The organism is Paracoccus gahaiensis (assembly GCF_005048225.1).
In the GTDB taxonomy this organism is placed as follows: Bacteria; Pseudomonadota; Alphaproteobacteria; order Rhodobacterales; family Rhodobacteraceae; genus Paracoccus; species Paracoccus gahaiensis.
Window position 1 is genome coordinate 25,308 of record NZ_SUNI01000019.1, and the last position, 12,098, is coordinate 37,405.

General features: G+C 64.9%; 9 protein-coding genes. 2 read left to right on the top strand and 7 right to left on the bottom strand.

What is annotated here, in order from left to right; genetic code table 11:
• Positions 1 to 5 precede the first annotated feature (5 nt).
• The 3 genes from FA743_RS16205 to FA743_RS16215 are packed head-to-tail and all read right to left on the bottom strand — an operon-like array spanning position 6 to position 3,383.
• On the bottom strand, positions 6 to 1,592 hold the full coding sequence (locus tag FA743_RS16205; RefSeq protein WP_136887145.1) for an ABC transporter substrate-binding protein: 1,587 nt from the start codon (positions 1,590 to 1,592) through the stop codon (positions 6 to 8).
• 25 nt (positions 1,593 to 1,617) lie between these two features.
• Entirely contained in the window at positions 1,618 to 2,463 is an 846-nt protein-coding gene (locus tag FA743_RS16210; RefSeq protein ID WP_246055002.1) for an ABC transporter permease, read from the bottom strand.
• Positions 2,460 to 3,383: an ABC transporter permease gene (locus FA743_RS16215; RefSeq protein ID WP_136887146.1), complete on the bottom strand. Its 924-nt coding sequence runs from the start codon at positions 3,381 to 3,383 to the stop codon at positions 2,460 to 2,462. Before FA743_RS16215 ends, FA743_RS16210 begins: the two co-directional genes overlap by 4 nt.
• 90 nt (positions 3,384 to 3,473) lie before the next feature.
• Here FA743_RS16215 and FA743_RS16220 point away from each other — a divergent pair, with 90 nt between their 5' ends.
• Positions 3,474 to 4,409 carry a LysR substrate-binding domain-containing protein gene (locus tag FA743_RS16220; RefSeq protein ID WP_136887147.1) on the top strand — a complete coding sequence of 312 codons (936 nt, stop codon included), beginning with the start codon at positions 3,474 to 3,476 and terminating at the stop codon, positions 4,407 to 4,409.
• On the opposite strand, the gene FA743_RS16225 is transcribed toward FA743_RS16220, so the two are convergent.
• The 3 genes from FA743_RS16225 to FA743_RS16235 all read right to left on the bottom strand — a co-directional run bounded on the left by FA743_RS16225 (position 4,406) and on the right by FA743_RS16235 (position 8,416).
• On the bottom strand, positions 4,406 to 5,365 hold the full coding sequence (locus tag FA743_RS16225) for a 2-hydroxyacid dehydrogenase (RefSeq protein ID WP_136887148.1): 960 nt from the start codon (positions 5,363 to 5,365) through the stop codon (positions 4,406 to 4,408). The two genes, FA743_RS16220 and FA743_RS16225, sit on opposite strands and share 4 nt — an antisense overlap.
• A 14-nt stretch (positions 5,366 to 5,379) precedes the next feature.
• On the bottom strand, positions 5,380 to 7,044 hold the full coding sequence (gene ggt, locus FA743_RS16230) for a gamma-glutamyltransferase (RefSeq protein WP_136887149.1): 1,665 nt from the start codon (positions 7,042 to 7,044) through the stop codon (positions 5,380 to 5,382).
• A 460-nt stretch (positions 7,045 to 7,504) separates the two neighbouring features.
• Complete coding sequence (locus FA743_RS16235; protein ID WP_136887150.1) at positions 7,505 to 8,416, bottom strand: LysR family transcriptional regulator; 912 nt, start codon at positions 8,414 to 8,416, stop codon at positions 7,505 to 7,507.
• A 61-nt stretch (positions 8,417 to 8,477) separates the two neighbouring features.
• Between FA743_RS16235 and FA743_RS16240 the strand changes: the two genes are divergently transcribed.
• On the top strand, positions 8,478 to 11,297 hold the full coding sequence (locus FA743_RS16240) for an FAD-binding and (Fe-S)-binding domain-containing protein (protein ID WP_136887151.1): 2,820 nt from the start codon (positions 8,478 to 8,480) through the stop codon (positions 11,295 to 11,297).
• Positions 11,298 to 11,303: 6 nt separating this feature from the next.
• Here FA743_RS16240 and FA743_RS16245 read toward each other — a convergent pair whose 3' ends face one another.
• Positions 11,304 to 11,981: a GntR family transcriptional regulator gene (locus tag FA743_RS16245; protein WP_136887152.1), complete on the bottom strand. Its 678-nt coding sequence runs from the start codon at positions 11,979 to 11,981 to the stop codon at positions 11,304 to 11,306.
• Positions 11,982 to 12,098 lie beyond the last annotated feature (117 nt).

Here is a 12,098-nt window from a genome sequence, read left to right on the forward strand (position 1 = left end):
ATGTTTCACGAAAACAGCGCCAGGTAATCGCCGAACATCCGCATTTCACCATCCGGGCGCGGCACGAAGGTGATGTTGGACCGGTGTGCCCAGTTGTAGACGCTTTTCCACATGTAATAGCCCGGCGTCACGTCCTGCCATGCCTGCGACAGCTTGAGATAGGCCGCCTTGCGGGTTTCGAAATCCGTCGCCTGCTCGAACTCTTCCCCTGCTGCCAGATATTCGGGCGAGGGGTCCCAGGTTTTCCAATGCGCGGTCGAGCGGCTTGCCGTCGGGCCCCAGTCCAGCCACAGCGGCTGATAGGGATCGCCGGGGATGAAATCGGTCGACATCGACATGTTCATCAGGTGATAGGGCCGCTGATAGACCAGTTCGAAATTGTCCAGAATGACCGCTTGCACATTGACGCCGACCTGCCGCCACATCTCAATCATGATCTCGGCGGCGGCCTCGTAATTGGGATAGAACTGGCGGGTGATGTGCCAGCGCAGGGGCTGCCCGTCATAGCCCGAGGCCTCGACCAGCGCCTGCGCCGCGGCCGGATCATAGGGCAGCGGGTTGACCATGTCGGGGTCGTAGAAATCGCCGTATTCGGGAAAGTTGAACGGCACGGCGGGGTGGAAGGTCGTGTCCCCGAACAGGGCCTGCACGATCGCATCCATGTCGATGGCCTGCACCATGGCCTTGCGGAGGTTCACGTCGACCAGCGGATTGTCCTCGGGGTCGGGGCGGGTGTTGAAGGCGAAGGCCGGATAGTTGCCCGCCAGGGCCCGCGCGACCGTCACCCCGTCATAAGAGGCCATCTGAGCCTCCTGATCGGTGGGGATGTTGGCCATAAACTCGAATTCGCCCGACACCAGCCCGGCCATGCGCCCGGCGAATTCCGGCACGATCTGCCATGTCAGTTTGGCGGCGGGCGGCGGGCCGTCCCAATAGTCGTCGAACGCCTCCATCTCCAGCACGTCGCCGGACCGGAACAGGGTTACGCGATAGGGGCCGGTGCCGATGGGGGCCTGCCCAAAGGCGTCCACGCCCATCTCGAGATAGGCGGCCTTGGGGACGACGAAGCCGATATAGCCGGTCAACTTGCCGGGAATATAGGGATCCTCTCGCTCGGTCTCGATCTCGACGGTCAGATCGTCGATGGCCTCGACCCGGACGAAACCGGCGGTAAAGGTCTTGCCGCGCGGCTCGAACGGGTTTTCACCCCACAGCCGTTCCGCGCCGAGGGTAAAGGCCACATCCTCGGCGGTCATCACCTCGCCATTGTGGAACCGCACCCCTTCGCGCAGCTTCAGCGTCCAGACATTGCCGTTCTGGGTCCATTCGGTCGCCAGCCCGGGCACCAGCGACAGCCCCTGTTCATCGGCGATATAGTCCCGTTCCACTAGATGGCTGTAGATGTTGGGAAAGAACCGCCGCGTCGTGGTCGAGATGCCGTTGATGGTGTTCAGGTTGGCCCACAGGTTGTCGACCGCGATCGTCACCTCTGGTCGGTTGGCGCCCTGCGCCATGGCCCGACTATAAGGCATCAGTAGGGTCGCGGCCCCCGTGCCGATCGAATACTTCGCGAATGTACGTCTGGTGATCATCTGCGGCGCTCCCGTATGAAAAATGTCAGCTCGTGCGTGTCTTCAGCATCGGGTCCAGCCGGTCGCGCAGGGCGTCGCCCAGGATCGACATGGACAGGGTGATCAGGAAAATAAGCAGCCCCGGCCAGACCGAGATCCACCAGGCGGTGGACAGATAGTCCCGCCCGTCGCCAAGAATTTGGCCCAGACTGATGTTGGGCGGCTGGATGCCCAGTCCCAGAAAGGACAGCGAGGTTTCCAACAGGATGATCTGCGGAAATGTCAGGGTCACCTGAACGATCAGCGCCGAGGCAATGTTGGGCAGGATATGCAGCCCGTAAAGGCGGCCCGGCCCGGCACCCAAAGCCTCGACCGCCTTGGCATAGGGCTGGGCGCGGGCCGACAGCACCACGCCGCGCGCCAGACGGGCATAAGTTTCCCACCCAAACATGCCCATCAGGATGACGAACAGCACCATCGAATTGCCAAAGAAAGCCAGCAGCGTCAGGGCGATCAGGATGAACGGCAGGGAGGCCTGAAAGTCGACCAGCATCATCAGCGCCTCTTCGACCAGCCCGCGGAAATGCGCGGCGGCAAAGCCCACCAGCGTGCCAAAGACCGCGCCGATCAGGGTGCCCATCAGCGCCACCGACAGCGACATCTGCAGACCCGCGACCAGCCGGGTGACCATGTCGCGCCCAATCCGGTCGGTACCCAGGGGAAATTCTGCCTGCCCGCCCATGAAGGCGGGCGGTTGCAGGCGGCTGAGCAGCGCTTGATCGGTCACCGCATGGGGGGTAAAGACGTTGCCCACCAGCGCCACGAGAACCGAGGCGAACAGGATGGCCCCCGCAAACAGGACCGGCAGGCCGGGGCGTTGCATGCTCTTCATCGTGCGGCCTCACGGATGCGCGGGTCCAGAACCCCATACAGCAGATCGACCATCAGGTTGGCCAGGACCATGGTCACGGCGATCACTAGCACCAGCCCTTGTACGACCGCCAGATCGCGCTGCGACACGGCGATGACCAGTAACCGCCCAATGCCGGGCCATGCAAAGACTGTTTCGACGACGATGGCGCCCGCGACCAGTTGGCCCAGGTTGAGGCCGATTACCGTCACGATGGGGATTGCCGCATTGGGCAGCGCATGTAGCAAGACGCGCTTCCACGCGGGTACGCCCTTGGCCGCCGCTGCGCGCATATAGGGGCGCTCCAGCACCTCCAGCATAGCCGAGCGCGTGAACCGCGCCAGCGTCCCTGCGGTGAATGTCGCCAGTGTCACGGCGGGCATGATTAGATGCCGGAACGTGCCGCTACCGGACGAGGGAAGGATCTGCCAGGTCAGCGAGAACAGCAGGATCAGCAGGATGCCCAGAAAGAAATTCGGCAGCGCGAAGCCGAAGACCGCCAGCGCCATGATCGCGCGGTCCAGCCAGCCGCCCCGGCGCAGCGCCGCAAGGATGCCCGCCGGAATGCCCACCAGCGCCGCCAACGCAAAGGCTGCCAGCCCCAACTGCACCGTGGCTGGCAGCCGTTCCAGAATGATGTCCATGACGGGCCGACTGTCGCGCAGCGACACACCGAACTGGCCGGTGGCCATCTGCCCGATATAGCTGAGGTATTGCACGAACAACGGCTGATCGAGGCCCCAAAGTTCGCGGAAATGCTCGATCTCGTCGGGCATGGCATCGGCGCCCAGCAGCGCAACCACCGGATCACCCGAGGTGCGCAGCACCACAAAGGCGAAGGTGACGACGAACCATAAGGTTAGCACCGTGCGAGCGAATTTGATCAGCCAGAACCTCGTCATGCAGGCTTTCCCTAGGATAAGCCCTGACCGAACCACGTGATTCTATCCGAATCAAATCCCAATTAACCTATTAATTGATATGTTCTGCATATGAATGCTGGGATCGACCTGCGTCAGCTGCGCTATTTCGTCTGTTTGGCCGAAGAGCTCCATTTCGGCCGTGCGGCGGAACGCCTAGGAATTGCGCAGGCGCCTCTCAGCCAGCAGATCCGCGCGATGGAGGAACGGCTTGGCGTGGCGCTGTTTCACCGCACCACCCGGCGCACCCGACTGACGGCGGCGGGTGAGACGCTGCTGCGCCACGCCCGCACCTTGCTGGATGGCATGGAACGTGCGCTGGCCCATACCCGCGCCATGGCCAGCGAGACCACCGGGCGGATCGTGGTCGCGGGGGTCAATATGGCGATGACCCATGTGATCCCGCCGATCCTGTCCGAATTCCGCAAGGCGTGGCCCGCGGTGATCGTGGATGTCGTGCATCTGGGCACCTCGGAACAGTTGCGGGTGCTGGAGACAGGCGACATCAACATCGCCTTTATCCGCCCCACCCATCAGGCCGCCCATATGCAGGTCGAGCCGCTGCTGCGCGAGGGGTTCGTCGCCGCCCTGCCCCGCAACCATCGGCTGGTCGCCAAGACCGAGCTAGCGTTGCGCGATTTTGAGGGCGAGGCGATGATCGGCTACGCCCCGATCTTGGGCGCGAACTATTCGACCATCCTGATGGGCGAATTGCGTCGCGCCGGTCTGCAGGCGCGCATCGTGCAGGAATGCACGCATACGCTGACCATGGCGACGCAGGTGGCCTCCGGGCTGGGGATCGCGATTATGCCGGCATGGATCCAAAACATCCACTCACCCTATCTGGCGTTCCGCCCGGTGCCGGAACTGCCCCGCGCAGTCGAGCTGTCGGTGGCCTGGCCTGCGGGCGAGGCATCGCCCCTCGTGCTGGATTTCATCGCGATTGCGCGGCGCATTGCCCGTACGATCGCATCGGACGAGAGTCTGGATCTGCCGGATCCCGCCTAGACCAAAATATCGCCTTCTCGCGGGGGATGGCCCGTGGCGACGGCCTGTAGGTTGTCCATCATCCGCTGCAGGGTTGGCGCGAAACCGTCCGCTGAAATGGCCGCCAGATGCGGGGTCAGGATGACATTTTCAAGCCCCAACAAAGGATTGTCGGGGGTGATCGGCTCGACTGAGAACACGTCCACACCGGCGCCGCGCAACCGGCCTGCGCGGATTGCGTCGGCCAGATCGGCCTCGACCATCACCCCGCCGCGGGCGGCATTGACCAGAATCGCGTCGGGCTTCATCAAGGCCAGCCGGTCGGCGTCGATCATGTTGCGGGTGGTCTCGTTCAGCTCGCAGTTCAGCGTCACCACGTCCGAGGTCGCCAGCAGATCGGGCAGGCTGGCAAAGCGGGCGCCGGTCTCGGCCTCTTCCCCGGGCGGCAGGGGGGTGCGCTTGGTGTAAAGGATCTCGCAGCCGAACCCCGTCAGCAGCCGCGCCAGCGCCTTGCCGATATGACCCATGCCGACGATGCCCACCGTCCGCCCCGACAGCCGCATCGAGATGGCACCCAGCTGCGATTTGGGCCACTCGCCGCGCTGCACCGCCAGATGGCCGCGCGCGATGTTGCGGTTGACCGCCAGGATCAGGCCGAGGGTGGTTTCTGCCACCGTCACCGCGTTCGATCCGGTGGTCCGCATCACCCGGACCCCGTGCTGGGACGCGGCGTCCAGATCGATCCCGTCAAAGCCCACGCCCCATTTGTGTACCGCGCGCAGCCCCGGCACGGCCATCATCGCGGCGGTCACCGGTACATCGCCGGTGATCGCGAAACCGGCGCCCTGCAGCGCCGCGATCTGGTCGTCCGGGTTGCGCGAAAGCGCGGTCGTCAGATCCCAGCTTTGCGGCAGAAAGGGCCGGATGCGGTCCAGCCGGGCCGGGTCCGAGGGGTCCAGAAGGACGATGCGGGGCATGAAATCTCCTATGGTCAGATCTTGAAGCGGACGCCGGGTCGGGCCAGACCGCCGCCATGGGCGATGACCGTGCCATCGGCCCGCCAGCATGCGGCGCCGGTCATCATGCCGTCGGGTGCAAAGCCCACTGCATTCATGCCGCCGCCGATCGTCTTGGGCAGGCGCACCTCGTATCCCATCACCCGAAGGACGGGGGCCATGGGCGCATAGGCGGGCTCTAGCTCCAGATGCTGGCCTTGGGTCCAGAGGCGCGGCGCCTCTACCGCCTGTTGCAGGCTCATCCCATGGTCGATCAGGTTGACGATCGCCTGGAGCGCTGAGGGGAAGATACGCACCCCGCCCGGCAGGCCAAGCGCGAACCGGGGCCGCCCGTCGCGCAGCACGATCATCGGCGCCATCGAGGTCGGCACCCGCTTGCCCGGCAGGATCGATAGCGCCCGCCCGGGATGAGGGTCATAGTTCAGCATATAGTTGTTGGGGATGATCCCCGTCCCCGGCACCATGAAGCGCGCCCCGAACAGCCCGTTCAGCGTATGGGTGGCGGTGACGATGTTGCCGTCGCGGTCGGCCACGGTGACATGGGTGGTGTCGCGGCTTTCATGCCCGCCCGGCGGCAGGGCCCCGGTGTGCATATGCATGCGGCCCTGACAGGCGGCGGCGTAATCCTTGGAGGTGAAACGCCCGACCGGCACATCGACAAAGGCAGGATCACCCGAGGCGGCGCGGCGGTCCTCGAACCCCACGCGCATTACCTCGGCCAGCAGCGCCAGCGTCTCCGGCGTGCCAAAGCCCATGGCGCGGATGTCATGCATCTCCAGCATGTTCAGCATCTGTGCAATATGCACGCCCGACGAGGCGGGCGGCGGCGGACCAACGATCTGGTGGCCGCGATAGGTGCCAGTAATAGCCTCGCGCTCGATCGCGCGATAGGCGCTCAGATCGGCCAGCGTGACATGGCCCGCATCGGCGCCGCCCGTGGCCAGCCGGTCGGCAAGCGCCCGGCCCAGATCGCCGCCATGCAGCGCCGCGTCGCCCTGCACCTGCACCAGCCGCAGGCTGTCGGCGTAATCGCCCATGACCATCCGGCTGCCCACCGCAGCCGGGGTCCGATCGGGCATCAGCAGGCCCGCAATCACCGGATCGGCCAGCAGATCGGCGCCATGTTCGCCAAGCGCGCCGTTCAGGTAAGGGCTGACCTGGAAGCCGCGCGCGGCCGCCTGGATCGCGGGCTCCACCACATCGGACCAAGGCAGTCGGCCATAGCGGCGCTGCATCAGGCACCAGCCGCGCAGGTTACCCGGCACGGCCACTGCCGAAGGGCCCACCAGGTTGCGTCGGTTGATCGTGTCCATGTCATGGGGCGGTTCATCCGAGACGGGCGTGAACATGTCGGGCCGCGCCCCTTGCCCGGCCACTGACAGCGCATCGACGACCACATGGCGCCCGTCCGACAGCCGCAGATGGCTGATCCCGCCCCCGGCGATGCCAACCATCATCGGCTCGACCACCGTCAGCGTCAGAAGGGCCGCGACTGCTGCATCGACGGCATTGCCGCCCGCCGCCAGTATCGCGGACCCCGCCATTGAGCCCAGGGGCGAGTTGGTCGCCACCACCCCCAGATCCCCGGTGACCGAGCGCTTGTCGCAGGTGAAAGGCAGAGCTAAAACAGGGTCAGTCATTGACTGCATCTCATTTGTCGCCGCGTCCCCATGGCGGGTAAAAAAAGAACTTAGGCGCATTTAACGTCGTGGGCAACTGAGGCCCGGCGTCCGATCACCCGCAAGTAGTTTACCGCTGCAACTGCATTAGAGCGTCGTTGCCTGATCGTTGCGTGAAAATCGGGCGAAACAACTCACCTACGCCCCCGCAGCCTACATGATCCCGCCCAATGTCAGATCCGCTTCTGTTGCACGATCATGGAGCCTTTACCTAGCGCGTCGGAACTGGGCTCGGCAGCATCATCGGGCGCCGCGCTGGCGCTGCAGCTGTAAAGGGGCTGCTCGGGTGCGCCCCGATAGGACAGCCTCGCCCGCAAGCTATTAAAGACCCATGTGAGAGGTATGACAGCATCGTCTGCGCTGATGATTGTGGGATCATCTCTCGGCACGCTCGCGACATAGGTTACACATTGAAGCTCATTCAAGACACGGACCTCTGCCAAATTTCGATGAACCGGGTGGTGATATGTGACATCGCCCGGCGCGCGGGCCAGATCAGCGAAATCGTACGTGCCAAACTTAGTCCCTTGATGGGTAGAAAGACGATGTTGGGATCGTCGAACAAGAGCACTGCTTTGCGCGGTAACAGCCCTATCCCCACTCCCGAACGGATCAGGCACAGCTGGCCAAAGGTCGATTGTACCCGCACCGGCCCGGTCCTGAATGTCTCGGGCAAGTCAGCATAGCTCGCCAGCAGTCTCGAAGTGCCGGTCATACCCTCCAAATGGATCAGGGTATCTGGGTCAATATCTTCTAGCCCCGGTGCACGCTCGAGCTGCGTTAGTGGATGCCCCTGCGGCACCGCTAGGCCAAACGGGTCCTGTGTGATGGGGCGGTAATGCAGTAGGGGCGTGTCACCCGAATGGCCCGCAATCGCCAGATCTAACACGCCTTCAGCCACTTCTTGGGCCAGTTGGTCGGCAGGGCCGTCATGCACGATCAGTTCGACCCCCGGATGATCGCAGCGAAAGACCCGCAGCGCCGGGGCCAGCAGATCGCGGATGGCCGAGGGCGAGGCCCCGATGCTCAGCCGCCCCGATCCCAACCGCGCCCGGTCCTGCATCCGCGCCATTGCCCGCGCCATGTCCTGCAGCACCGGCGCGGTCTCGACCAAAAAATCGCGGCCGGCAGGTGTGATCTGGGGCGGCCGCATGCGGCGGTCGAACAGGGGCAGGCCTGCGGCCTCTTCTAGTTGGCGGATGGTTTCCGACAGGGCCGAGGGCACGACGCCCAGGCGCTCGGCAGCGCGGGCGAACGACCCCTCGTCCCGCACCGCGTGCACGGCGCGCAGATGGCGCAGGCCGATATTCGTATTTTGTGAACCTGTCGTCATTTTATTCCATTTTTACGAAGTAGTGTTTTGTGCTTCAAGGGGGAAACCGCCCGGAGGCCCCATGCGCGATCTGATCTTTCCCGACACCCTGACCGGCGATCTGACCGCCGCCCTCAGGACCGCAGGCTTTACTGGTCAGATCGAGGCCGACCATGCCCTGCGCGCGGCCATGTCCACTGATAATTCGGTCTATCAGATCACCCCCGACCTGATTGCCGCGCCACGCGATGCGGATGATGTGGTGCGCGCGCTGCGGGTTCTGGACGATCCGGCCTTTGCCGACGTCGCCCTGACCGCACGGGGCGGCGGCACCGGCACCAACGGTCAAAGTCTTAATCAGGGACTTGTTCTGGACATGCGCCGCCACATGACCCGCATTCTGCAGATCGATGCTAATGCAGGCTGGGCCGATGTCGAACCGGGGGTCGTTCTGGACGCACTGAACGATGCGCTTCGCCCGCACGGCTGGTTCTTTGCGCCCGAAACCTCGACCTCGACGCGCTGCACGATCGGGGGGATGGTGTCCACCGATGCCTCGGGGAAGGGGTCGCGGATCTATGGCAAGACCTCGGACAACGTGCTCGGGCTGGAGATTGCGCGGCCCGAAGGGCTGCTGTCCAGCCTGTCGCCCGCGCCGGACTGGGCGCGGCCCCTGCTGGCCGCCGTCGAGCTGGGTGCGCGCGACGGGCGCGCGGCGTTTATTGCAGCGACCCCCAAGCTGAACCGGCGCTTTACTGGATACGATCTGGAACGCGCCTGCCCCGAGGGGGGCGGTTTCGAATGGTGGCGGCTGTTTCTGGGGGCCGAGGGCACGCTTGGCCCGATCTCCCGCATCCGCGTCAAGCTGCGCCGGATCGAGCCGGAAAAGCGTCTGATCGTCGCGGGTTTCGACAGTTTCCGCAACGCGCTGGCGGCGGCGACGCCCCTCTTGGCCGATGATCCGACCGCGATCGAGGTGATGGATGAATGGGTCCAGCAGATCGCCGAGGGCGCGGGCATCCTGACGCGCCTGCCCGTCGCGCTGCGCCCGGCAGGCCATGTGGCCTATGTGTTTATCGAATTTAATGGCCATGATGCGGGCGCGATCGAGACACGGATCGCTACCTGCATGGCCCGACTGGCCACCCTGCCAGGCCTGACCGCCCTGCATCAGGCCCGCGACAGCGCCGAGATTGCCGATTTGTGGGCGATCCGCTCGGCGGGGGTGGGGCTTTTAGGCAAGGTGGATGGGCCAAGCCGCCCGGTGGCCTTCGTTGAGGATTGCGTCGTCCCGCCCGAGACCCTGCCCGCCTTCATCGACGAATTTCTAGCAATTCTGCGCGCCCATGGGCTGGGTTTCGGCATTTATGGCCATGTCGATGTGGGCTGCCTGCATATCCGCCCGGCGCTGAACATCGATCTGGCGCAGGACCGGGACCGGCTGGTGGCGGTGTCCGATGCAATCTTCGATCTGGTAGAGCGGCACGGCGGCATTTTCTGGGGCGAACATGGCAAGGGCGTACGCGGCGCCTATCTTCCGCAATTTTTGGGCCCCGAGGCCTACGCCGCCCTACAGCAGGTCAAGGCGGCCTTCGACCCACAGGAGCGTTTCAATCCTGGCAAGTTGGTCACCTTGACGCGCGACCGGATGGGTATCGCTACCACCCCATTCCGCGCCTTCAACGCCGCACTCGGCGATCCGCTCGAGAAAGCCTTTCGCTGCAACGGCAACGCGCAATGCCTCAGCTACAAGGCGACAGTGCCGATGTGCCCGTCCTTCAAGGCGACTGGCGATCTGCGCCATTCGCCTAAAGGCCGTGCCGATGCATTGCGGGCGTGGCGTACCGGGCGCGATGGAGGCAGCATGCAGGCAAGGGCTGATTTGCTAGGCGTGTTAGACACCTGTCTGGGCTGCAAAGCCTGCGCCTCTACTTGCCCGGTGCAGGTTGACATTCCCACTATGCGCGCGGCCTTTTATGCCGATCATTATGCCCACCGCCGCCGCCCCCTGCCCGACTGGCTGGTGCTGCTGGCCGAGCGGGCCAGCCCGCTGGCCCTGCGCCTTTCGCCGTCGCTGCGACCGGTCTGGCCCATGGCGCGGCGGGTGGCCGAGCGGGTGCTGGGCGTCGTGGACCTGCCTGAGGTGCTGGCGAGGAGGATCGAGAACCGCTATCGGATCGCGCTTAAGGAATTGGGGGGACCGCTGCCCGAGGGCACGGTGCTTCTGTGGCAGGACTGGTTCACGGCCCTTTTCGACGAGGCCGTCGCCCGCGATGCCATCGGCGGGCTGGAGGCGCTTGGCTATCGCCCGCTGTTGGTGGACATGCAGCCCGCCGGGAAGGCTGCGCAAAATCTGGGTGCCCGGCGGGGTTTCGACGACATGGCCGCCCGGCTGGTTGCGGCGCTGCAAAAGGGCGCGGCCTCGGACGTGCCGATGATCGGGCTGGATCCGGCCTTCGTGATGATGCTGCGGCAGGATTACCCCAAGGCCGGCCACCGCGCGCCGCCCGTGCTGCTGGCGCAAGAGTTTCTGGCACGCGAGTTGGCACAGGGCCGAAGCTTTCCGCAGGCCCGCCACGCCCCGCCCGTCCGGATCATGTCCCATTGCACCGAAAGCGCCGCCGATCCCGGCAGCGGGGCCGCGTGGGCGGGCGTCCTGTCGGCGCTTGGGATGACAGCTCAAGCTCAGGCCAGCGGCTGCTGCGGCATGGCGGGTCTGTTCGGGCATCAGACGCGTCACCAGACGGTCTCTCGTCGCCTTTACGACATGTCATGGCGCGCGGTGGTCGAGGGCGACGTCACCGTCGCCGCGACGGGGTTTTCCTGCCGCTGTCAGGCCGAACGCCTCAGCGGGATCGCCCCACGCCATCCCCTTGGGCTGATCGCGGATGCGCTGGCTTAAGCGCCCTCAGTCGCGGACATGAGCCAGGAGGCCCGCGCCGCCGCCGTCGATATCCATGTTCAGCGCGTCATAGGCCGCATCCGGGTCACGCGCGCGGATGGCGGTGACGATGCGGACATGGGGATGGGGGTCCCAGTTCGGCGGTAGCCCGCCATCATACAGATGCGACAGCAGAGGGCCGCAGCGCACCCACAGGTTGGAAACGACCTCATAGGACACGGGCAGGCGTGCGATTTCGCACAGCTTGAGGTGAAAGGAGGTGTTCAGCCCAATGGCACGTTCGAAATCGCCGCCATCCTGCGCGGCGGCCAGATCGGCATGAATCCGTTCCAGCGCGTCCACAGCCTCGGGGGGGGCGGTTAGGGCGGCCTGCCGCGCGGCGTTGCCTTCTAGAAAGCCGCGCACGGTGCGGATCTCGACCAGCGTCGCCCGGGTCAGATGCGGGACCGAGATGCGGCCTTTGCCGTCGATGTCCAGCGCGCGCTCGGTCACCAGACGCAGCAGCGCCTCGCGCATCGGCGTCGCACTGATACCAAAGCTTTTGGAAATAGGCCGCAGCGGCAGGTCGTCGCCAGGCTTCATCCGCCCCTCCATCAGCGCGCGGCGCAGATTGGTATAGGCCAGCTCGCTCAGGTTCTGACGCTGAATCGGCTTTATCCAACCGTTTTCAAAGGGTTCGTTCATTCTATAGGTCCTCTGACTGCCAAGTCGGCAGATTTTGGTTGACTGAGTGTTATAACAAGTTACATATAACATCAATGCGGCGCATGATGCGGTTGAGGAGCCAAATGCGCCATCGGG